The organism is Microbulbifer maximicatervae (SeqCode), assembly GCF_052467695.1.
Genome location: NZ_CP174320.1, coordinates 2,097,501 through 2,120,377, shown reverse-complemented (window position 1 = coordinate 2,120,377; position 22,877 = coordinate 2,097,501). Strand labels below are relative to the sequence as shown.

General features: G+C 49.6%; 15 protein-coding genes and 2 rRNA genes. 14 read left to right on the top strand and 3 right to left on the bottom strand.

Annotation, left to right across the window (positions count from 1 at the left end):
- The first annotated feature begins 41 nt into the window (after window positions 1-41).
- From ACJJI8_RS09255 to ACJJI8_RS09215, 9 genes are all read left to right on the top strand, one after another.
- Window positions 42-1,424, top strand: coding sequence for an MATE family efflux transporter (locus ACJJI8_RS09255; protein ID WP_444934854.1), 1,383 nt, complete (start codon window positions 42-44; stop codon window positions 1,422-1,424).
- 200 nt (window positions 1,425-1,624) lie between these two features.
- Complete coding sequence (locus ACJJI8_RS09250) at window positions 1,625-2,935, top strand: YHYH protein (RefSeq protein ID WP_444934853.1); 1,311 nt, start codon at window positions 1,625-1,627, stop codon at window positions 2,933-2,935.
- 441 nt (window positions 2,936-3,376) lie between these two features.
- Window positions 3,377-4,741 carry a YHYH protein gene (locus ACJJI8_RS09245; protein ID WP_444934852.1) on the top strand — a complete coding sequence of 455 codons (1,365 nt, stop codon included), beginning with the start codon at window positions 3,377-3,379 and terminating at the stop codon, window positions 4,739-4,741.
- Between the two features lie 30 nt (window positions 4,742-4,771).
- Window positions 4,772-6,319 (top strand): YHYH protein, encoded by a 1,548-nt coding sequence (locus ACJJI8_RS09240; protein WP_444934851.1) that lies wholly within the window; start codon window positions 4,772-4,774, stop codon window positions 6,317-6,319.
- Window positions 6,320-6,349: 30 nt separating this feature from the next.
- Entirely contained in the window at window positions 6,350-6,892 is a 543-nt protein-coding gene (locus ACJJI8_RS09235) for a hypothetical protein (RefSeq protein ID WP_444934850.1), read from the top strand.
- A gap of 283 nt (window positions 6,893-7,175) precedes the next feature.
- Entirely contained in the window at window positions 7,176-8,474 is a 1,299-nt protein-coding gene (locus ACJJI8_RS09230; protein ID WP_444934849.1) for a YHYH protein, read from the top strand.
- A gap of 245 nt (window positions 8,475-8,719) precedes the next feature.
- Window positions 8,720-9,241, top strand: a complete 522-nt coding sequence (locus tag ACJJI8_RS09225) for a hypothetical protein (RefSeq protein ID WP_444912090.1) — start codon at window positions 8,720-8,722, stop codon at window positions 9,239-9,241.
- 534 nt (window positions 9,242-9,775) lie between these two features.
- The gene (locus ACJJI8_RS09220) at window positions 9,776-11,224 is read left to right on the top strand and encodes an ATP-binding protein (RefSeq protein ID WP_413664335.1); all 1,449 of its coding nucleotides are present in this window, start codon (window positions 9,776-9,778) and stop codon (window positions 11,222-11,224) included.
- A gap of 6 nt (window positions 11,225-11,230) precedes the next feature.
- Window positions 11,231-11,905 (top strand): response regulator, encoded by a 675-nt coding sequence (locus tag ACJJI8_RS09215; protein WP_444895235.1) that lies wholly within the window; start codon window positions 11,231-11,233, stop codon window positions 11,903-11,905.
- A 34-nt stretch (window positions 11,906-11,939) separates the two neighbouring features.
- Here ACJJI8_RS09215 and ACJJI8_RS09210 read toward each other — a convergent pair whose 3' ends face one another.
- Window positions 11,940-13,706: an aminopeptidase P family protein gene (locus ACJJI8_RS09210; protein WP_444934848.1), complete on the bottom strand. Its 1,767-nt coding sequence runs from the start codon at window positions 13,704-13,706 to the stop codon at window positions 11,940-11,942.
- A 277-nt stretch (window positions 13,707-13,983) separates the two neighbouring features.
- Between ACJJI8_RS09210 and ACJJI8_RS09205 the strand changes: the two genes are divergently transcribed.
- The 5 genes from ACJJI8_RS09205 (at window position 13,984) to ACJJI8_RS09185 (ending at window position 18,822) form a co-directional block, all read left to right on the top strand.
- On the top strand, window positions 13,984-15,567 hold the full coding sequence (locus tag ACJJI8_RS09205) for a peptide chain release factor 3 (protein WP_413664332.1): 1,584 nt from the start codon (window positions 13,984-13,986) through the stop codon (window positions 15,565-15,567).
- Between the two features lie 63 nt (window positions 15,568-15,630).
- On the top strand, window positions 15,631-16,248 hold the full coding sequence (locus ACJJI8_RS09200; RefSeq protein ID WP_444906448.1) for a 1-acyl-sn-glycerol-3-phosphate acyltransferase: 618 nt from the start codon (window positions 15,631-15,633) through the stop codon (window positions 16,246-16,248).
- Between the two features lie 11 nt (window positions 16,249-16,259).
- Window positions 16,260-17,027: a TSUP family transporter gene (locus tag ACJJI8_RS09195; RefSeq protein ID WP_444892752.1), complete on the top strand. Its 768-nt coding sequence runs from the start codon at window positions 16,260-16,262 to the stop codon at window positions 17,025-17,027.
- Between the two features lie 4 nt (window positions 17,028-17,031).
- Window positions 17,032-17,382, top strand: coding sequence for a hypothetical protein (locus ACJJI8_RS09190; RefSeq protein ID WP_282934336.1), 351 nt, complete (start codon window positions 17,032-17,034; stop codon window positions 17,380-17,382).
- A 30-nt stretch (window positions 17,383-17,412) separates the two neighbouring features.
- Window positions 17,413-18,822 (top strand): M20/M25/M40 family metallo-hydrolase, encoded by a 1,410-nt coding sequence (locus ACJJI8_RS09185; protein ID WP_444934847.1) that lies wholly within the window; start codon window positions 17,413-17,415, stop codon window positions 18,820-18,822.
- Between the two features lie 786 nt (window positions 18,823-19,608).
- Here the strand turns inward: ACJJI8_RS09185 and rrf are convergent.
- Window positions 19,609-19,724: ribosomal RNA gene (rrf, locus tag ACJJI8_RS09180) — 5S ribosomal RNA — on the bottom strand.
- A gap of 203 nt (window positions 19,725-19,927) precedes the next feature.
- Window positions 19,928-22,809, bottom strand: a 23S ribosomal RNA gene (locus ACJJI8_RS09175).
- Window positions 22,810-22,877 lie beyond the last annotated feature (68 nt).

Genomic DNA, 22,877 nt, shown 5'->3' with positions numbered 1-22,877 from the left:
CCGACTTCCCAACCCCCTCGTTGGATTAACAAGAGTTATACATGCCTCTATCAAAAAGCAGCCCATCACTGCTGGAAGGTTCAGTTTCCAGTCACTTACAGAGACTGGCACTACCCATGGTCTGGGGAATTCTCGCCGCCATGTCCTTTAATATCGCCGATACCTATTTTGTCTCCCAGCTGGGCGATGGCCCCCTGGCGGCGATGAGTTTCACCTTCCCGGTAGTGATGGCCATAAACAGCTTTGCTATCGGTCTCGGCGCAGGTACTTCTTCGGCAGTAGCCCGGGTTTACGGCGCTGGAGATATAAAGAACGTTCGCCGCCTGGTAACTGACGCATCTGTACTGGCACTGCTGATTGCTATTGTGATTACTGCAGTCGGCCTGGCCACCATGCGCCCTCTATTTGAGCTGCTGGGCGCCGGCCCCGATATGCTTCCGCTTATTGCCGATTACATGACCCCCTGGTATCTGGGAACCATCTTTGTCATTGTTCCGACCGTCGCGCTCGCTGCTCTTCGCGCCATTGGTAACAGCGCGGTAACCGGCCGTATCATGGTGGCGGTAGCCCTACTGAACCTGATTCTCGACCCCATTTTGATTTTTGGGCTTTTCGGCTTTCCCCGGCTTGAGCTCCAGGGAGCAGCTATCGCTACGATTATCGTGCGCGCCCTGAGCTTTATTGCTGCACTTTACTTCATCATCAAAAAAGAACACCTAATGACAGCCCCACAATGGCGGCTGAGCGGCCTACTCGAATCCTGGCGCAAAGTGTTGGCTGTCGGGCTTCCCGCTGTGCTCACCAATGTCATTATTCCCGTCTCGGGGGGCGTTGTCGTTGCACTCGTTGCCGTGCACGGCGAAGACGCCGTCGCAGGCCTGGGAGTCGCACTCAGAGTAGAACCCCTGGCACTCATTGTGTTTTACGCACTTTCCTCTGTGGTCGGCCCCTTTATGGGACAGAATGCCGGGGCGGAAAAGACCGACCGCCTGCGGGAAACCGTGAGCGTACTGGCAAGGTTCTGCCTGGCATTTGGAGCGGGACTGGCGGTGCTTCTCTACTTTGTTGCAAAACCTATCGTAAGTCTGTTCAGTGATTCCACTGAGGTTTTCGCTGTCGCTGTTGCCTACCTGACCCTGGTGCCTCTCAGCTATGCCGGGTACGGCTTTGTGATGTCTGCCAATGCCGCATTCAATGGACTCGGGAAACCGCTGCCAGCAACTGTCATTTCTTTCCTGCGGGTACTGGGTCTCTACCTACCCCTGGCCTGGATTGGGAACAGCCTGTGGGGCATGACCGGCCTGTTTGTCGCTACAGCAGCATCCAACCTGATTCTCGGCTTTGTTTCCTGGTGGTGGCTGCGCCGCGATACGCACCAGCGCACAGCAGAGACAACATCCAGCCCCGAGCTGTCAACCAACTGATCAATCTATGGGCCGAATCACTCCTGATTGGGCCCATATCTATCCCCCCCCCTAAAAACACAACACAAGGAAATCAGTGCCTTAACGGGCAGCGTACACATTACTTGCCATTTTTGCCGATAACTTCAAATTCCTCCAAACCCCGGCAGACAGCAGCATAGCCCGCCTTCTTCTTACTGCGAAACATGGATGGTGATTCGATGAGGCTTCAGGAGATTTCCCCCCTTCAAACCCGCACCCAATTAATCAGCGCACTGACAATACTTCTGGTTTGTACACCTTTAACAGGGTGCGACAATGACGATTCAGATCCACCCCCATCAGATGACGATACTGGCGATGACAGCAGCCCCTGGGTGCTAAATATCGACGATGAACGGGCGCCTTACATCTACGAAAGCAATAGTAATGAGCAGGTCCTGGTCAATGTGCAAAGCATTGAAACCATCACTGTCGACGGCAGGGAATACACTCAAGTCACAGCATCCGGCATCCCGGATTATGAAATTGAAATCACCACCGCTATCTACGACGAGCTAATCAATCGCCCCAAGGCGAGCACCGACTTTGTCTACGGCAGCCCCACGGTACAAATTGGCGATATCGTGAGTTTTGGTCAGGATATCGGCTTTAGCAGCAATCCACATACCTGCTACGCCGAAGCGGGTTTTGGATTCTGGCCGCCGGGCCCTGTCTGCCCAGAAAATGTTTCCCACAACAGCTATTTTCCAACTGAGCCAGAGGTCTCAGAAGAAGCTTGTGAAAGTGGACTCGGACCGCAGGGCTATTGGGTCAACGGCACCTCTATCTACCAGTGGAGCGATGGACAGTCCGTGAATGGTACCTGGCATACTCTGGCACCGGTCGCTGAGATGTATGATGTTGATATCTGCGGTGGACACGCTGCTCGGGGAGACTATCACCACCACTTCTACAGCGATTGCCTGGCCGACTTGGTTGGAGACACTGGAGATAGCCACTCCCCCATCTACGGGTTTACCGCTGATGGCTATCCCATTTATGGCCCTTGGGAGGCCGATGGTGTACTTGTAGTAAGTAGCTGGGTCACTAGAGACTATGACGATGCCGACTCTACCAGCGGCTGCGGGATTGCCGGTGAGCGCAGTTGTTTACTGGTAGATGAATACGATTTATCACAGGGCACAAATACACTTGCCCAATCCGGCCCCAGTACCAGCGATACATTTACGTCCCTATCAGGCAACCTTTTTCAAACCACCAGCGGTTTTTTTTATGAAGACTATTACTGGGACTCCAATTTGACCAATCAGGAGGGCGCTTATCTGGATCAATACAATGGGCACAGTGACAGCGAGCGTGGTTATCACTACCACCTAACGGTAGAGCTGAATGATGAAGGGCAGCTGACATCATCATTCCCCTACACCTTTGGGCCCCGCTTTTACGGCAAACTCAATGACCAGACAATTGTGAATGTTTGCTCCGATGAAGTCGGCGGAGGTTTTCCCCCTGGCCCACCGCCCATGTAGCTAGGCCAGCAGAAAACAGCTTACCTATATCACCTATAAATCATTGATAAAGCCCCACGCCAGCCTGGAACCGGTTAAAGCTTCCAGACTGGCGACTCTCCCAAATACAGTCTCAGAATCCAGGCCTCTGCTTTCAGTAGCTGGCTTCACTAGATACAGCCAACCAACTACTAGACCTTTTAGTCAAAAAAATATCGAAAGAATAATATTTTATTTAAATTAAATACAAAGAAAGTCATTAACGAGATAAGTAATTTTCCAGCAAATAACTTTTTAACTGTTGATGCCAAAAGAAAAGCTATCCTTTTGAACTTACGCACAAACTAGGCAGAAATAGAGAGCCAATTTAACCCTTTGCAAATTAGGTTAATATTTATCCACATTTTATCCACTTTTATCCGCTAATTTCTGGATTAACCCCCATCTAATTCACGGTGTGCTATGAAATTAACGGAAATTTTTGACACGGATCGAAAGTCCATTTTGCCTTATGTAATATCTCTGATATTGCTTTCAGGCGTACTCCAGGCATGCGGTGGAGGCGGCAGCTCTTCATCTGATTCAGATTCGTCATCTGAAGATACTAGCGACAGCGGCTCAGATTCCGGTGACGATAATGACGATGACGATTCATCAGATGATAGTGACAGCTCAGACTCGAGCACCGATAGCGGGGTTTGGATTCTAAATACTGATGATGAGCGCGCACCCTATATCTATGAAAGTAACAGCAATGAACAAGTACTGGTCAATGTTCAGAGCGTTGAATCTGAAACTGTCGACGGTAAAGAATACACTGTTGTATCAGCAACCGGCATTCCAAATTACACTATCGAAATTACGCAAACTGTTCTCGATGCACTCCTGGAACGCCCAAAAGCATCCTCTGACTTTTTAACCGGCAGCCCCTATGTCAGCGTTGGCGATATTGTCAGTTTTGGGCAGGACATTGGATATAAAAGTAATTCGTCCTGTGGTGCAGAAGCTGGTTATGGCTTTTGGCCACCGGGGCCTGTCTGTCCTGAAAATGTTTCCCATGTTGGCTATTTTCCCGTTGAACCTGAACCTGCAACTGACAGTTGTGAAACTGGTTTAGGGGTACAGGGCTACTGGGTAAATGGAACCTCTATTTATCAATGGAGTGACGGGATGAGTGTTGATAATACATGGCATACACTCGCCCCCCTAGCTGAAGTCTACGACGTTGATATTTGCGGTGGTCACGCGGCAAACGGTGATTATCACCACCATTTTTACAGTGAATGCCTCGCAGAGATGGTCGGCGATATTGGTGACGACCACTCTCCAATCTATGGCTACACGGCCGACGGCTATGCAATTTATGGCCCTTGGGAAAGTGAGGGTGAATTAGCGGAAAGTAGTTGGGCTGTTCGAGATTACGATGATGCCTCATCCGAAAGTGGCTGTGGTGTCGCCGGCGAGCGCAGCTGCTTATTAATCGATGAATATGATATTTCCCAAGGCGTGGAAACTACTTCTAATACTGGCCCAACTACAAGTGATTCATATACCTCCGCCTCCGGAAATGAATTTGAAACAGCTGCTGGTTTTTTCTACGAAGATTATTATTGGGACGAAGAACTTACAGCTCAAGGTGGAGTCTATTTAGATCAGTACAATGGCCATTCGGATGATGAGCGAGGATACCATTATCATCTTACCGTCACTGTCGATAGCGATGGACAATTAATCCCCGCCTTTCCCTTCACTTTTGGACCGCGCTTTTACGGAAAATTGGATGACCAAACTGTTGTCAGCCGATGCTCAACAACCGTGGGGCGGTAACCAATAAAGATAAATTGAGGTAACCTTCTCGTGAAAATTAACGGGTACTTTCTTGCCGGCTCATTAGCCTGGCTAACTGCAGCCAGTGTTGTGGCTCAACCTAATCCCAACTCTGGGCATAACAACGATCAACGTTCGGTTAGGGAAGTACCTGTTCGCAATAGCAATGGAAGAAACTGGCAAAACAACAACTCGATAAATTCAGAAAACACTAGAAATAACACTGCAGATTCCTCCACCGACTCAAGCAGCAATACAGTTGAAGAGGAAAGTCCAACAGATACTACGATAGATAATCCAACAGAAACAACTACCGACGAAACAAGCAATACATCGAATAATAACGAGGACACTTCTTCGGACGTTAACGAAGAGAATTCCGGCTCCTCAGATAATTCGACCATTTCAGGTAACGAGGAAAGCTCGGTAACAGAGAGCTCCGGTACTACCTGGATTATCAATTCAACTAACGAACGCGCCCCCTATATTTACGAAAGTAACAGTAATCAGCAGGTTCTGGTTAATGTGCAAAGTGTTGAATCTGTAACCGTTGCCGGAAAAGAATATACCCGCGTATCTGCTACCGGTATCCCGGACTACCAGATTGAAATAACCCAGGAAATACTAGACGCACTCATCAGCCGTCCAAAAGCCTCTACAGACTTCGTCAATGGCTACCCCTTGGTACAAACTGGTGAGATTGTTAGCTTCGGCCAGGATATCGGCTATCGCAGTAATTCCAGCTGCGGCTCAGAAGCCGGTTATGGCTTCTGGCCCCCAGGTCCCGTGTGCCCCGAAAACGTCGACCATGTAGGCTATATTCCTGCTGAGCCTGAGGCATCCACTGACAGCTGTGAAACTGGGCTCGGTGTACAGGGTTACTGGGTAAATGGAACCTCAATTTACCAGTGGAGTGACGGGCAGTCAGTAAATAACACTTGGCATACCCTGGCTCCCATGGCAGAAGTCTATGACGTAGATATCTGTGGCGGCCATGCAGCTAACGGCGATTACCACCATCACTTTTACAGTAATTGCCTGGCTGAAATTGCCGGGGACACCGCCGATGGCCACTCCCCTATCTACGGTTATACCGCCGATGGCTACGCAATTTACGGTCCATGGGAAAGCACAGGTGTGCTAGCTAAAAGCAGCTGGGCAATACGAGATTACGACGATCCCCGTTCAGACACCGGCTGTGGCGTTGCCGGGCAACGCAGCTGTCTGCTAGTCGATGAATATGATATTGATCGCGGCGTATCCAATACAAATAACACCGGCCCCACTACCAGCGGTAGCTACACCTCTCAATCTGGAAACGAATTTGAAACTCCGGCAGGTTTTTTCTACGAGGATTATTACTGGGATGAAAGCCTGACAGCGCGAGGTGGCGAATACTTGGATCAATACAATGGACACACTGACAGTGAAAGAGGTTATCACTACCACCTGACAGTGACGCAGGATAACAATGGCCAACTAATTCCAGCTTTCCCATTTACCTTCGGCCCGCGCTTTGCCGGCAAGCTGGATGACCAAACTATCGTCAATCGCTGCTCAACCACCGTTGGCCGCTAACTCATATTCAAGCTTGGGAGTAAGAGTTAAATGAAAATGCACAGGTTCTTTATCGCTGGGTCTTTGGCCTGGATTGTTTCAGCCTCTATGACCGCGTATGCGGCACAGCCAAATCCTCACGCGGGCCACAATGGCGATCAGCATCCGGTGATAGAGATACCTCTGCATGTTGCCGCTCCCAGAATCGAACTGGACATGAGCCGCGACGATATGTCCGGCTATAATCTACATATTGACTACGATCGGTTTGAGCTGGAATCCCCTCGCTTTGCCAATGACGATTCTGAGCAGTTTCTGGAGGGGCACGCCCACCTTTACATCAATGGGGAAAAAATCCAACGTCTTTACGGCTCGGATTTACATATTCCCGGAAAATTACTAAAACCCGGTTTTAACCAAGTCACCGTAACTCTCAATGCACACGACCACAGCACCTGGAGCCGCGGTGGAAAGCGAATACTGGCAACCTTATTTGTGCACCTCGATAAGAAAGAGCTTGTATTACACCGCTTTTCAACATCACCTATCGGGGGCAACAAACAAATAGCCAAAGTCAGCCGACCTGATCATTAGATTAAGACCTGGAATTTTTCAAAGAAAGAATTGGAGCTAATACCCAAAAAAATATTTAATTAATAGCCGGCCCACTAATTAAAGGCTACTTAGGCTATTTACAATAAAGCAATAAGATATTTTTGCCTGACTCACGGAGTATCGATTTTGAACGCAGTGCACAAATCTGAAAAAAATTAAGGCGATAAAGAGGATATAAAATGTAGCTAGCAGGCCATCCACATTTCATTCACTTTTGTGCGCTAGGTTCGGGGAGCAACTCCTCCATATGCCACGGTGTGATATGAAAATAATTAAAATTTTTGACCGGAATGGCCAGCCTACACTCTCTTATACACTAGCGTTGATAATATCTCTCGGAGTTCTTCAGGGATGCGATAGTGGCTCTTCCTCAGATGAGGATGGCGATGACTCTTCTGAGACCTCCTCTGAAGAGTCAGATTCCAGCACTGATTCTGGTGTCTGGATTATGAATACTGATGACGAACGCGCGCCTTACATTTATGAAAGTAACAGCAATGAGCAGGTTCTGGTCAACGTCCAGAGCGTAGCATCAGAAACCGTAGATGGCCGGGAATACACCGTTGTCTCAGCAACCGGTGTTCCCGACTACGAGATTGAAATTACTCAAAGTATTCTAGACGAACTACTTGAACGTCCATTAGCCTCCTCTGATTTCGAAACCGGCAGCCCCACTGTCAGCGTTGGAGATATTGTCAGCTTTGGGCAAGATATTGGCTATACGGGTATTGGCACCTGTGATGTAGATGCCGGCTATGGATTTTGGCCACCAGGGCTCGTTTGCCCAGAGAATGTCTCTCATGTCGGATACATCCCTGTCGAACCCGAGCCCGCAACGGAGGAGTGCGCAACGGGGCTCGGCGTACAGGGCTACTGGGTAAATGGCGTCTCTATTTATGATTGGGGTGATGGTCAATCAGTGGATGGCACCTGGCAAACCCTGGCACCGGTTGCTGAGGTCTACGATGTGGATATCTGTGGTGGACACGCCGCAAACGGAGATTACCACCATCACTTTTATAGCAATTGCCTAGCCGATCTTGTTGGCGATATAGGTGACGACCACTCCCCTATCTACGGCTATACCGCCGACGGCTATGCAATCTATGGCCCCTGGCAGAGTGAAGGAGAACTCGCAGAAAGCAGCTGGGCTGTACGAGATTATGACGACCCCAGCTCCGAGAGCGGTTGCGGCGTAGCAGGCGAGAGAAGCTGTCTCTTGGTGGATGAATACGACCTCTCCCAAGGAGTCGAAACAACATCGAATACCGGTCCCACGACAAGTGGCTCTTATACCTCCCTGTCAGGCAATGAGTTCACTACGGCGGCGGGCTTTTTCTACGAGGACTATTACTGGGACGAAGACCTGACTAATGAAGGCGGAGTATATTTGGACCAGCATAACGGTCACTCAGATGACGAAAGGGGATACCATTACCACCTGACTGTCACTGTCGATGATGATGGTGAGCTTGTCCCCGCCTTCCCATATACTTTTGGCCCCCGCTTTTACGGCAAGCTAGATGATCAAACTATTGTCAATGAGTGCTCAACACAGTAGTTCAGCGGTGCACTAACATTGAAGGCCAAGCCACTTTCCTAATACGCCGGAAATCTCCCTGGAGTCGCAGTAAGTGTAAGCTTTGCGGTCCCTTGTTTTTACGGGGACCGACACCCCAGGTAATGGAAGTAACTGGAGCAATAGCACCCGATAGACTAAAAGCACTGGTAACCAGAAGTATTCACAGCAACAGCAGTTTGAATGAAGTATGTTGCCCCATCGCCAAACCTGGGAGTGAGACAATAATGAAAATTCTTCGAGCCGTTCTTATCGGGTCTTTTATCTGGGGAATAACCAACCTTGCTACAGCACAGCCAGACTCACACACGGGCCATAACGGCGACCAACACCCAGTAGTCGAGATCCCTTTACACAATGCTGCACCGCGCATCGAACTGGACATTAGTCGCGATAAAATGTCCGGATATAACCTACATATAGACTACGACCGGTTCGAATTAGAATCCCCTCGCCACGCCAATGATGCCTCAAAGCAATATCTGGAAGGTCATGCCCATCTCTATATCAACGGTAAGAAAATACAGCGAATCTATGGTCCAGACTTACACCTTCCCGACAAGCTGTTTAAATCGGGCTTCAACCAAATTACTGTCACTCTTAACGCCCATGACCACAGTACCTGGAGCCGGGGAGGGAAGAGAATTCTTGCAACTCTATTTATCCGGCTCGATAAGCCCGATCTGATATTGCATCGTTTTTCTACATCTCCAATAAAGCCGGGAGTAAGCACAGGCAAACCGGGATAATAATAGAAGTAACTACCAGTAAGGACTCAATCTCTCCTACCGGCTCAGGGCATGGAGGCCCCAAGAACAGCTTTGGATAACCAAGCTAAGCTTATTGGCACTTAGGGAGCCTCTGAATAACTCCGTGATGCCTCTGGCATGCAGAACGGTTCACAATCAAGGCGCGGCTTCGCAGGAATGTCTAGACCTTTCAAGAAGTCGCAACGCGGAGTGTGAATCGCTCTGCAAGCCCCGAAGGGCGGGCCTTGAAGTCCGCATCTGCTGCGTTGCAGCTCTTGCAAAGGGCTACGGCCATTCGCGGCGAGCTGCGCCTAACATCTGCAGACTTCAAGACCCGCAGAGGTATTACGGAGTTATTCAGAGGCTCCTTAGCTTGGGCTCTTATCGTGAGACTCTCGGAGTGTTAAAAGATTGCCCTGATATTTACAGTAAGTGTAGGCTTGATCTTCTGAGCCGCGTTTCCTCAGTGGAAACAGAGTAAAATGCACCTGAGCTCACTGTGAACACAGGCTACTGAAATCCAAGCTACCGGCTATGTCGTTAAATATTCGCTATAAACTAAGCCTCGCTTTCTTATTGACTACAGCAATTACTGTTGGCGGAATGTTCGTATTCTTTCAGTGGAGCTTTAAGCATGGTTTTATGACCTATATCCAGTCTCAGGAGCTTCGCGAGGTCGGCGATTTAGTAGATGAGTTACAAGAAATCTACGCCAGCGAAGGAAGCTGGCAATCTATCGACGGCAATAGCAGGCGCTGGCAAAGACTCCACAGACGCGTGATGTCCAGTCACTTTGAGGATATGCCACCCCCACATCGTCCACCTCCGGGTACGAGGGGCCCCCGCCGCCCGCCTGAGCCCCCACCTGAACACGCAGTGGGCAAGTCGCTTAATGCCCGCCTGGTCCTGTTGAACAAAGAGAAAAGACCTCTGATAGGTCGTTATTCAAGATCTGAGAACATGGTAATGCAGCCTCTGGTTGTGGATGGAGAAACCGTTGGTTACCTGGCTATCAATCCACTACCGGTGTTAGATGATGATTTGGCCGTAGGGTTTGTTAAAGAGCAATCGCGGACTTTCGCTCTTATCTCTGTTGCCACCTTCATTCTGGCACTAGCCATTGCCATCCCCCTTGCCTGGCAGCTGGTAAGGCCCATCCGTAAGCTGACCGAAGCAACATCCCATCTTACATCCGGCAACTTTAAAACCCGTATTGATATAGAGCAACGAGATGAGCTGGGCCAATTAAGTGCTGACTTTAATCGGCTCGCCGCAACGCTGGAAGCAAACGAACATGCTCGAAACCGATGGATGGCAGATATTTCGCATGAGCTGCGCACACCTCTCGCAGTATTAAAAGGGCAGATTGAAGCCATTCAAGACGGTATCAGATCTGCCACACCAGAGAACCTGCGTATACTGCACAGCAAAATTCAACAATTGAGCCGCCTGATAGATGATCTCTATGAGTTGTCTCTCTCCGACGCGGGGGCACTAAGTTACTGCAAGTCCGACATCTCCCTGGAAAATATCCTACGAAGTGTTATCGAAGACTTTGAAATTCCATTCGACCAGAAAGGTATTCGCTTGGGCAGCGACCTCCAACTATCGGAAGATAAGTTAGTCTACGCAGATGAAGCACGCCTCAATCAGTTATTTAGCAACCTGTTAACCAACAGCCTACGCTACACCGATAGTGGGGGACAACTCAAAGTAACTGCGCGCTGTGAAGCCCGAACAGCCATTATCACTTTCGCCGACTCCGCCCCCGGTGTTGCCAGTGCTGATATACCACACCTGTTCGAGCGCCTGTATAGAGCAGATAGTTCACGCAGCCGGGAAACCGGCGGTGCGGGTTTGGGGCTATCAATTTGCCAAAATATTGTTACAGCACACGAGGGTAGCATTTCTGCAACTCCGTCCACTATGGGCGGCCTTGAAATAAGTATTTTTTTACCCCTAAGCCAAAGGATTAAATGGTAGGAAGTTATGAGCGCCAAAATATTAATAGTCGAAGATGAAACCGAACTTGCGCACCTACTACTGGATTATCTTCATGCCGCCGACTATCAAGCCGAGATCATTTCTGATGGTAATCAGGTTGTCCCCAAAGTGGAAACTATGAAACCGGATTTGATCCTTCTCGACCTGATGCTACCTGGGCGGCATGGGATGGAGATTTGCGAAGAGATTCGCCAAAAAGGCAACGACGTTCCAATTATTATAATGACTGCGCAAATTGAGGAACCCGATCGTTTGCGCGGCCTGGAATCCGGTGCCGACGACTATGTTTGTAAACCCTACAGCCCCAGGGAACTCGTCGCACGGGTGAAAGCGGTCTTGCGCCGTCGACCACAAAAGGGCGAAGTCGGAAATGGTGGCATCGAACTAGATAGAAATACCGGGCAACTGCGAATCGGAGGTAAAGACGCCAATCTTACTGCGCTGGAGTTCCACCTATTTGACCTACTTTACAGTGAGCCCGGTCGAATTTTTTCCCGCGAACAAATCATGGACCGTATCTATTCCGACTACCGCGTAATCAGCGACCGAACTATTGATAGCCACATCAAAAAAGTGCGCAAGAAAATATCAGTGCTTATGCCTGAAAAAGAGTTAATTCACTCTGTCTACGGTGCTGGCTATAAGTTTGAGATAAATTAATTATGCCTGGGGGCACGCAGCCCCCAGATTCACACTACAAAGCTTCAGTAGCCAATTTTAACCATTCAGCAGTTTTTTCAGTAACCAGCGGGGTAATCACATCTCGCACCCTCTGGTGGTAGCGATTCAGCCATTCCCGTTCAGTCTCAGTGAGTAGTGCCACGTCAATCAAATTACGATCGATCGGAGCTAACGTAAGTTCTTCAAATTCTAGAAAATCTGGATAATTTTCGCTCTTTTTCACAAACACCAAATTTTCAATACGGATGCCGTACTGCCCAGTGAGATAAAACCCCGGTTCGTTGGAAACGATCATCCCCGGCTGAAGAGCAACACCTGTTACAGCCTTACCTATCCGCTGTGGCCCCTCGTGAACACTTAAGAAACTACCAACACCGTGACCGGTACCGTGGGCATAATCCAGACCCACCTCCCACAGCGAACGGCGTGCAAGCGCATCAATTTGCTCTCCACAAGTCCCCCTGGGGAATCGCAAAGTCGCAATTGCTATATGCCCCTTTAAAACCCGGGTAAAGTTTTCTTTTGCCGAGGGCGGGAACTCACCCAGAGCAACAGTTCGGGTAATATCAGTGGTGCCATCTGGATATTGGCCTCCAGAATCGCACAGATATACCCCTTCTGGCTTTATAGCCAAACTGGATTCAGGGCTCACCCGATAGTGCACAATGGCCCCATTCGGACCATAGCCGGAAATTGTCTCAAAACTGTTGCCCTGAAAGCCTTCGCGAGCCTCCCTTTTACTTCGTAAAAGCTTTACTGCAGACAATTCGTCAAAATGGCCTGTGGCAACCTGTTCAGGTATTTCCGCCAGGAATTCACACACCGCAGCACCATCCCTTTCGTGTGCAGCCTGGCTGCCTGCCAGTTCAATCGCATTCTTACAGGCCTTGGCTTCTGTGACCGGGTCACCTTCCAGCATTAGTTCAATATCCAGTGCCCGCAATTGCTGTAAAGTCCAACTGTTGCTAATCAGGGGATCTATCCATATTTTATTGACGTGGCGGCGCTTAATATTTTCAAATAATTCCCCTTTGGCCACGACTAGACTTACATCTTTATCCAAGTGCTCAATCAACGCATCCCCTACAGCGCCCTCCCCCAAATAAAGAGTGGCACTGCCATCCCGGTAAAGGACTGCATTGGCCAAGGCCACTGGTAAGTGCGGAATATCCTCTCCACGGATATTAAAAAGCCAAGCACAGCTTTCAGGATTTGGTAGCCATAAAGCATCGGCTCGTTTTTCTGCGAGACGTCGGGCAATCCTCTGCCGTTTCTCTTTGGAATGCTCACCAGTAAAGATGAAGGGGTGTGGGCGCGCAGGCCCACAAGGAGATGCGGGGCGGTCATTCCAGATGGCATCAATCGGGCTCTGTTCCATCGGCTGTAGTTGGATATCCCTTTCGGCCAATCGCTTCTTGATCAAGGCCAATCCCGGCTCCGTGTGCAGTCGCGGGTCATACCCCAGAGACTGACCGGCATCCAGCTGACTACACAGCCACTCAATGATCGCGACTTGACTGAGGCTCATCAACTCAATGGGTTGATCACCAAGTTGTTGCTGCGCCTGCAAGGTATAGCGACCATCAACAAATAATGCCGCTTCTCGACTGCCTACCGCAGCCATTCCTGCGGAACCAGTGAAACCAGTCAGCCAGGGCAGTCGCTCATCTGCCGCAGGCACACTTTCATTTTGGTACTCATCAGCCCGGGGTATCAAGAAAGCATCGACACTCTGCCGCTGCAACTCTTCCCGCAATGCCTGTAAACGCTCCCGGCTCATAACCTCTCCCCTTCAATAACTGAGTTTGCCACTGCACCGCTAAAAGCCCCTCGATGACTGTTGGCCACAGCAGAGTACAGCGTTAATCCAAATGGATTTGAGCAAATTGTCCAGGTGTGCCAGTCCCGCTGGCAACTCAGCCCATTGACATGACCCCATTCGCCGAGCTGGTAAACTGACAAGTCTAATTTCGCAGTATACCCCACCCTCGGAGCAACGCCTGCGTGTATAATACGCCCCTATTTTTTTCGAATATCCAGTGATCGAATCTTAAAGTATGGGTCAAAGTTCTTCCCTGGCAGGCTTTGCCGGCCGCCGCACCTTCGCCATTATTTCCCACCCGGACGCCGGTAAAACAACCGTGACCGAAAAGCTTCTTTTGTTCGGGAATGCAATCCAGCAAGCGGGCTCCGTTAAGGGGAAAAAAGGTCCCCACGCACGCTCTGATTGGATGACGATGGAACAGGAACGCGGTATTTCTGTTACCTCTTCCGTTATGCAGTTCCCCTACAAAGAGAGGACTGTAAACCTACTGGATACACCGGGGCACGAAGACTTCTCTGAAGATACCTACCGGGTACTCACCGCCGTCGACTCCGCACTGATGGTGATTGACGGGGCCAAAGGTGTGGAAGACCGCACCATCAAGTTGATGAATGTGTGCCGCTTGCGAACAACGCCGATTCTCTCATTTATCAACAAACTCGACCGGGATATTCGCGACCCGATCGAGGTAATGGATGAGATTGAAGAAGTTCTGAATATCCAGGCTGCCCCTATCAATTGGCCTTTGAGTTCAGGAAAAGGTTTCAAGGGGGTCTATAACCTCTACACCGATACCATCCATGTATTCTCCCAAGGTCAGGGCCACAGAATTCCCGATGATATTCAAATTAAGGGTCTGGACTCCGCTGAGGCTGACGCACTACTTGGCGAGTACGCCGAGGATATTCGGGAAGAGATTGAATTGGTTCGTGGAGCCACTCATGAGTTTGACCAGGAAGCTTATCTTGCCGGTGAACTGACCCCGGTATTTTTCGGTACGGCCTTGGGTAACTTTGGCGTAAGGGAAATGCTCGATGGTTTCGTTGAATGGGCGCCCTCACCCCAATCTCGGGAAACCAAAGAGAGAAAAGTAGAGCCCAGCGAAGATAAATTCTCCGGCTTTGTTTTTAAAATCCAAGCGAATATGGATCCCAAACACCGCGATAGAATTGCCTTTATGCGTGTCTGCTCCGGCACCTACAATCGCGGTATGAAAATGAAGCATGTGCGCATTGGCAAGGATGTAAAAATTGCCGATGCGGTGACATTTATGGCTGGCGACCGAACCCACGTAGAAGAGGCCATTGCCGGCGATATTATTGGTTTGCACAACCACGGTACTATCCAGATCGGCGATACCTTTACCGAAGGCGAAGCACTGAAATTTACCGGCATTCCCAATTTCGCCCCGGAGCTGTTCCGTCGCATACGTTTAAAAGACCCTCTCAAATTAAAGCAATTACAAAAAGGGCTTCAGCAGCTTTCTGAAGAGGGGTCCACCCAGGTATTTTTCCCGCTGGATAACAACGACATTATCGTGGGCGCAGTTGGTGTACTACAGTTCGAAGTAGTCGCTTACCGATTAAAAGACGAATACAAAGTTGAAGCCATCTACGAAAACGTCAACGTGAACACTGCGCGCTGGGTAGATAGTGAAAGTGCCAAAGAACTAGAGAATTTCAAGCGCAAGGCCAGTACCAACCTGGCACTCGATGGCAGCGGACACCTGACCTACCTGGCACCGACGCGCGTTAATTTACAATTGGCTGAAGAGCGCTATCCGGAAGTTCGCTTTTATGCCACGCGGGAACACTAAAGCAGCAAGGCTAAGCACCTTTGTTGAAACCTTAGTGTGACAGCAGTAAGAAAGAGGCAAATAATGAGTCAGTTTGTAGAAATACCTACTGAAGTACCCAATGAAGTACCTCGGCTGGGCAATCGCATCACCAAAGCTATTGGCAAGTTGATAATCAAGGTGCTCGGCTGGCGAATGGATGGGGAAATCCCTCCAGAAAGAAAAGTCATGGTGGCTTTGGCTCCCCACACATCCAATTGGGATTTTGTGGTTGCCATGCCATTTATTATGGCATTGGGTATTAAAATTTCCTGGCTCATGAAAAAGGAAGCTTTTTTCTTCCCGTTTAAAGGACTATTTATGTGGCTTGGAGGTGTTCCTACCGATAGGCGCGCCGCAGGTAATATCGCTCTACAAGTTGCATCGAGTTACCGGGAAAATGAAAAAATGTGGGTGGGGATTACTCCCGAGGGGACCCGCAAAAAAGTAGGGCGCTGGAAGAACGGTTTTTTAAGGATTTCCTATACCGCTCAAGTTCCTATTTTGCTTGTTGCCTGGGACTTTCCCAATAAGCGTATTTGCATTGACTCCCTGTACCAGCCTATCGGTGATCTGGAACAGGATATGGCAGAGATCCAAAAGCGCTTTAGCAAGTATCAGGGGTATTACCACGATAATGAAAGTACTCTTGAAAAGGGGTAACCAGTCCACTCGTGATACAGTTAAGTAGTGAGCTTTCTACTTATACCTACCTGATACTGACAGTAATCGCCTTTACCGCAGGCTTTGTCAGTGCGATCGCCGGGGGAGGGGGAATAATCACCCTCCCCGCTTTACTCTGGGCCGGCATTCCCCCACTCGATGCTCTCGGTACCAATAAGTTTCAAAGCGTCTTTGGCACCCTATCATCCACCATTAACTTCCTGCAAAAAGGCCAGTTGAATTTACGCCCCCTCTGGCCAGGACTACTCGCTGCAATTATCGGTTCCTGCCTAGGCACCTTAACAGTCGCTTCACTTGGGGAGGCTGGTCTCAATACCTTACTTCCTATCCTGCTCATTGCTATTGCCCTCTACTTTATTCTGTCCCCTCGCATTTCCGACATTGACTCAAAACCCAGAATCAGTAACGTTACTTTTAATCTAGTTGTTGGCGGTGGGCTCGGCTTTTACGGGGGCTTCTTTGGCCCTGGGATGGGATCTATCTGTGCAGCCGCCTTCGCAGCGCTACTCGGCTACAATATGCGTGCGGCTACGGCATCAACAAAACCTATTGTGCTCGCTACCAATGTGACCTCTATGCTAATTTTTATCGCTGGAGGCCATATTTTTCTATTGCTCGCTATCGCTATGTCTTTTGCCCAGGTTGTAGGAGCTCGTCTCGGCTCCAACCTCGTGATTGCAAGAGGTGCCAGTATTATCAAACCGGTAATCATTATTGCCACCATTGCTGTGGCAATAAAACTATTAGTGGAGGATTGATATCGTGACCTGGCTGGCAACGCTTATTCTTTCTTTCATTGCCTTTGTTATTGTGGTTTGGGTTCTTATGCACCTGCGCAGACCCAGATTTCGAATGGACCGAGGCAGTTTTGTTAAGGGCCTTGAAGATGTAATCACCGGGCAAGCCAGCGATACTGAATGGCGAGCACTCCTCGCCTGCCCAATGCGACACGACCCAAAGCTTGAAGAGATGCGACAACGTTGCCTCAATATTGAAGACAGCGAATATACTGGCGAACCGCCCTACTTATTTACAGAAAAAGGTCTGCGTAAGTTACGTGAAATTCGCGAGCAACTGATCGCGGCCTCATCAAATAACGAGCCAAAAGCTTAAGACTGAAGAGTATTAACAAAGGATAGACCGATGTTGAAACCACTGCTTTCCCTTACCGGGGGACTGATCACTACCATGGCACTGGGAATAGCCCAGGCAGTCCCTCTGTCACAGGAAGATGTATCTGTGGCGGAAGTATTACGTGACCGGGCACTGGAAAGCTCCGACGCCTACAGTATTGTAGAGTCTTTGACCGTCGAGGTTGGACCACGACGGACAGGCACTGAGGGCGATGAAAGAGCCGTTGCCTGGGCACAAGACAAAATGAAGGCATTTGGCTTTGATCGCGTCTATACCGAGCAAATTGAGGTGCCCCGCTGGATTCGTGGCCATGCTCACGCCGAAGTCATATCCCCTTTCCCCCAGCCACTAGTTGTCTCCTCCCTCGGCTATGGCGCCGCCACTCCTGAGGGAGGGTTAACAGCGGAAATTATTGAGTTTCCCGATGTGCAGGCCCTGTTGAAGGCCCCGGCCAGCCAAGTGAAAGGTAAAATCGCTTTTATCAATAAGCGTATGGAGAGAGCGCGCACGGGGGATGGCTACGGCCCTGCAGCGCAAGGTCGCAAGCTGGGAATGCGTGCTGCCGCTGAAAAAGGGGCTGTTGCCATGCTGTTGCGCTCCGTAGGAACCGACTCAGACCGATTTGCCCACACCGGTATGATGTCGGTTGATAATGTGGAAAACCCAGTTCCTGCACTCGCACTTTCCGCTCCTGATGCAAACCTGCTCGAGGCTATGCTCCAACGCGGCAAGCCAGTCCAGGTAAAACTTGATGTTGAAACTGAGCGACTGAGTGACGGCCCCTCTTTTAATGTCATCGGTGAAATTACTGGCCGTGAGAAACCTGAAGAAGTCATGATTATTGGTGCACACCTGGATTCCTGGGATGAAGGCACCGGGGCCTTGGACGACGGAGCTGGGGTTGCCATTGTTATGGAAACTGCACGTCTCATTGCTGAGCTACCACAGCGCCCCCGTCGTACACTGCGAGTCGTGCTATTTGGTGCAGAGGAAATTGGTCTGGTAGGTGCTAAGCAATATGTTGAGGCGCACGTAAAAGAGCTGGACAATATTATTGCCGTCTCCGAATCAGACTTTGGAGCAGGGAAAGTCTGGCGTTTCGATACCCGCCTCCCTGAGAGCAAATTTGATATTGCAGATCAAATGATGCAACTCCTCGCCCCCCTGGGTATTGAGCGCGGAAATAATGAATCTTATGGTGGCCCAGATAGCAGTGTGTTTGTTGCGCGCGGTGTACCAGCCTTTGGTCTATACCAGGACGGCACCGACTACTTCGATTATCACCACACACCCAACGATACCCTGGATAAAGTCGACCCTGAGAATCTTCGCCAGAATGTAGCGGCCTGGGTTGTAATGTCTTTCCTGACCACCGAGATGGAAGGAGACCTGGGGCGAGTACCTACTGCCTCTGAATAAATAAAAGATACAGACGATATTTTTAAAGCCCCGCCTGGTGGGGCTTTTTTTATCCCCAAACTTTTCTTCTCTCGCATACTGGCGTACCAATCAGCCGCAGTAATCCACAGATTTATCGCTCATAACACTGTTAATAACTGATGTCCGTTTTATGGCGTCTTTGTTACCAACAGAAACCATGGATAGAGCTGTGTATAACTCCGGGATATCCCCTGCCAGCCCCGTGTTTCCTTGGCTCTATTGAAGGCGGGTAAAAAAGCAGCACTTTTTGCGCGGATTTCCACAGCCAGGTGTTACTAACAGAAAGTCTGGATAGAGTTGTGCATAACTTTAATAAACGGGCTACAGGCCCCGTGGTTACAGGGGATTACTGCAGAGACTAAAAAATCACCGATATTTTTATGGGCTAATTTTAATTTTTGGCGGGAGTGGTATGGGTACTTTTCTAGTTTTTACGCGGGTTATTTTTGTTGGATTATTTTTTGAGTGAGTGCAAAGGCGTTTGGAGAGAAGATCGGTAAAGACCTATTTTTATAGGCTTTTTAGGAGAGCGCCTGTTTAAGGTGCTCAGGTAGTTTTAGGTTTTTCTTTTTTTAATTACTGACTGATTTTTTAAATAGAAAGTTGAGTACTAAAGTTTTTCAGAACTATTTTATTTTTTCTATTTAATTTCGACTAAGTAATTCCTGCTTTCCCTTTCTTAGTTTTTTTATTTTTGTTTTTTTAAAATATTTTTTAGCCATAAAAAAAGGGCCACCCTATTGGGTGGCCCTTTTCGGATTAGAAGCCTGACGATGACCTACTCTCACATGGGGAAGCCCCACACTACCATCGGCGATGTTGCGTTTCACTTCTGAGTTCGGCAAGGGATCAGGTGGTTCCACAACTCTATTGTCGTCAGGCAAACTGGCTTGGGTTGGCGTTGGTCTTATAAGCAATGTGCTTGGCCTGCCGCGTTATCGCTGTTTGCCTCGGTCATGTTATTGACCGGCGATAACCCCAAATAAGTCGGTAAAACAATCTGTAGTAATACACCGCAAGCGATCGTATGTCTCTAACTCACAATCCGCTAGCTTAGCTAGTCGTTAGTAACCATCTCTGTTGTATGGTCAAGCCGCACGGGCAATTAGTACTGGTTAGCTCAACGCCTCACAACGCTTCCACACCCAGCCTATCAACGTGGTAGTCTTCCACGGCCCTTCAGGAGGCTCAAGGCCTCAGGGAGATCTTATCTTGAAGGAGGCTTCCCGCTTAGATGCTTTCAGCGGTTATCCCGTCCGAACATAGCTACCCGGCAATGCCACTGGCGTGACAACCGGAACACCAGAGGTTCGTTCACTCCGGTCCTCTCGTACTAGGAGCAACTCTTCTCAAATCTCCAACGCCCACGGCAGATAGGGACCGAACTGTCTCACGACGTTCTAAACCCAGCTCGCGTACCACTTTAAATGGCGAACAGCCATACCCTTGGGACCGGCTTCAGCCCCAGGATGTGATGAGCCGACATCGAGGTGCCAAACACCGCCGTCGATGTGAACTCTTGGGCGGTATCAGCCTGTTATCCCCGGAGTACCTTTTATCCGTTGAGCGATGGCCCTTCCATACAGAACCACCGGATCACTATGACCTACTTTCGTACCTGCTCGACATGTCTGTCTCGCAGTCAAGCGCACTTATACCATTATGCTCATTGCATGATTTCCGACCATGCTGAGTGCACCTTCGTACTCCTCCGTTACTCTTTGGGAGGAGACCGCCCCAGTCAAACTACCCACCATACACTGTCCTCGATCCGGATAACGGACCAGAGTTAGAACCTCAAACATACCAGGGTGGTATTTCAAGGACGGCTCCACAACAACTAGCGTCATTGCTTCAAAGCCTCCCACCTATCCTACACAAATAGGCTCAAAGTTCAGTGCAAAGCTGTAGTAAAGGTTCACGGGGTCTTTCCGTCTAGCCGCGGGTACACTGCATCTTAACAGCGATTTCAATTTCACTGAGTCTCTGGTGGAGACAGCGTGGCCATCGTTACGCCATTCGTGCAGGTCGGAACTTACCCGACAAGGAATTTCGCTACCTTAGGACCGTTATAGTTACGGCCGCCGTTTACCGGGGCTTCGATCAAGAGCTTCGCCGAAGCTAACCCCATCAATTAACCTTCCGGCACCGGGCAGGCGTCACACCCTATACGTCCTCTTACGAGTTTGCAGAGTGCTATGTTTTTAATAAACAGTCGCAGCCACCTGGTCACTTCGACCGGCCTCAGCTTAGGGAGCAAGTCCCATCACCAAAACCGGCGTACCTTCTCCCGAAGTTACGGTACCATTTTGCCTAGTTCCTTCACCAGAGTTCTCTCAAGCGCCTTGGTATTCTCTACCTGACCACCTGTGTCGGTTTAGAGTACGATTCACTATTACCTGAAGCTTAGAAGTTTTTCCTGGAAGCAGGGCATCAACCACTTCACCCACTAAGTGGGCTTCGTCATCAGTTCTCAGCCTTAGGGACCCGGATTTGCCTAAGTCCCCAGCCTACAACCTTAAACATGGACAACCAATCGCCATGCTGGCCTAGCCTTCTCCGTCACTCCGTCGCAGTAATAGCGAGTACAGGAATATTAACCTGTTTCCCATCGACTACGGCTTTCGCCCTCGCCTTAGGGGTCGACTAACCCTGTCCCGATTAGCGTTGGACAGGAACCCTTGGTCTTCCGGCGGGGAGGTTTTTCACCTCCCTTATCGTTACTCATGTCAGCATTCGCACTTGTGATACCTCCAGCAGACCTCCCGATCCACCTTCAACGGCTTACACAACGCTCCTCTACCATGCTCCTAAGAGCATCCGCAGCTTCGGTTATCAGTTTGAGCCCCGGTATATCTTCCGCGCAGGCCGACTCGACTAGTGAGCTATTACGCTTTCTTTAAAGGATGGCTGCTTCTAAGCCAACCTCCTAGCTGTCTGGGCCTTCCCACATCGTTTCCCACTTAACTGATATTTGGGACCTTAGCTGGCGGTCTGGGTTGTTTCCCTTTCCACGACGGACGTTAGCACCCGCCGTGTGTCTCCCGCGATTGCACTCCTCGGTATTCGGAGTTTGCATGGGGTTGGTAAGTCGGGATGACCCCCTAGCCCAAACAGTGCTCTACCCCCGAGGGTGAGACGCGAGGCGCTACCTAAATAGCTTTCGAGGAGAACCAGCTATCTCCCGGCTTGATTAGCCTTTCACTCCGATCCACAGGTCATCCCCTAATTTTTCAACATTAGTGGGTTCGGTCCTCCAGTTGATGTTACTCAACCTTCAACCTGCCCATGGATAGATCGCCGGGTTTCGGGTCTATTGCCTGCAACTAAACGCCCTATTAAGACTCGATTTCTCTACGGCTCCCCTAAGCGGTTAACCTTGCTACAGACAATAAGTCGCTGACCCATTATACAAAAGGTACGCAGTCACCCCGAAGGGCTCCTACTGCTTGTACGTATACGGTTTCAGGTTCTATTTCACTCCCCTCTCCGGGGTTCTTTTCGCCTTTCCCTCACGGTACTGGTTCACTATCGGTCAGCTGGGAGTATTTAGCCTTGGAGGATGGTCCCCCCATATTCAGTCAAGATAACACGTGTCCCGACCTACTCGATTTCACTCTAAATGCCTTTTCGTGTACGGGGCTATCACCCTGTATCGCGGTACTTTCCAGAACCTTCCACTAAAACATAAAGAGCTTAAGGGCTAATCCCCGTTCGCTCGCCGCTACTAAGGGAATCTCGGTTGATTTCTTTTCCTCCGGGTACTTAGATGTTTCAGTTCCCCGGGTTCGCCTCCATAACCTATGTATTCAGTTATGGATACTCCTAAAAGGAGTGGGTTTCCCCATTCGGACATTCTAGGATCAAAGCTTGTGTGCCAGCTCCCCTAGACTTTTCGCAGGCTCCTACGTCCTTCATCGCCTCCAGCTGCCAAGGCATCCACCGTATACGCTTAGTCGCTTGACCATACAACACAAACGACTACTAACGACTTTTAACATCCAGGTAAATCCTGGACGCCGGATTGTGTGCTT

What these genes read in the sequence shown, in the direction of transcription:
- ACJJI8_RS09255 (WP_444934854.1), top strand. Translation starts at nt 42, where the DNA reads ATGCCTCTATCAAAAAGCAGCCCATCACTGCTGGAAGGTTCAGTTTCC.
- ACJJI8_RS09250 (WP_444934853.1), top strand. Translation starts at nt 1,625, where the DNA reads ATGAGGCTTCAGGAGATTTCCCCCCTTCAAACCCGCACCCAATTAATC.
- ACJJI8_RS09245 (WP_444934852.1), top strand. Translation starts at nt 3,377, where the DNA reads ATGAAATTAACGGAAATTTTTGACACGGATCGAAAGTCCATTTTGCCT.
- ACJJI8_RS09235 (WP_444934850.1), top strand. Translation starts at nt 6,350, where the DNA reads ATGAAAATGCACAGGTTCTTTATCGCTGGGTCTTTGGCCTGGATTGTT.
- ACJJI8_RS09230 (WP_444934849.1), top strand. Translation starts at nt 7,176, where the DNA reads ATGAAAATAATTAAAATTTTTGACCGGAATGGCCAGCCTACACTCTCT.
- ACJJI8_RS09225 (WP_444912090.1), top strand. Translation starts at nt 8,720, where the DNA reads ATGAAAATTCTTCGAGCCGTTCTTATCGGGTCTTTTATCTGGGGAATA.
- ACJJI8_RS09220 (WP_413664335.1), top strand. Translation starts at nt 9,776, where the DNA reads ATGTCGTTAAATATTCGCTATAAACTAAGCCTCGCTTTCTTATTGACT.
- ACJJI8_RS09215 (WP_444895235.1), top strand. Translation starts at nt 11,231, where the DNA reads ATGAGCGCCAAAATATTAATAGTCGAAGATGAAACCGAACTTGCGCAC.
- ACJJI8_RS09210 (WP_444934848.1), bottom strand. Translation starts at nt 13,706, where the DNA reads ATGAGCCGGGAGCGTTTACAGGCATTGCGGGAAGAGTTGCAGCGGCAG.
- ACJJI8_RS09205 (WP_413664332.1), top strand. Translation starts at nt 13,984, where the DNA reads ATGGGTCAAAGTTCTTCCCTGGCAGGCTTTGCCGGCCGCCGCACCTTC.
- ACJJI8_RS09200 (WP_444906448.1), top strand. Translation starts at nt 15,631, where the DNA reads ATGAGTCAGTTTGTAGAAATACCTACTGAAGTACCCAATGAAGTACCT.
- ACJJI8_RS09185 (WP_444934847.1), top strand. Translation starts at nt 17,413, where the DNA reads ATGTTGAAACCACTGCTTTCCCTTACCGGGGGACTGATCACTACCATG.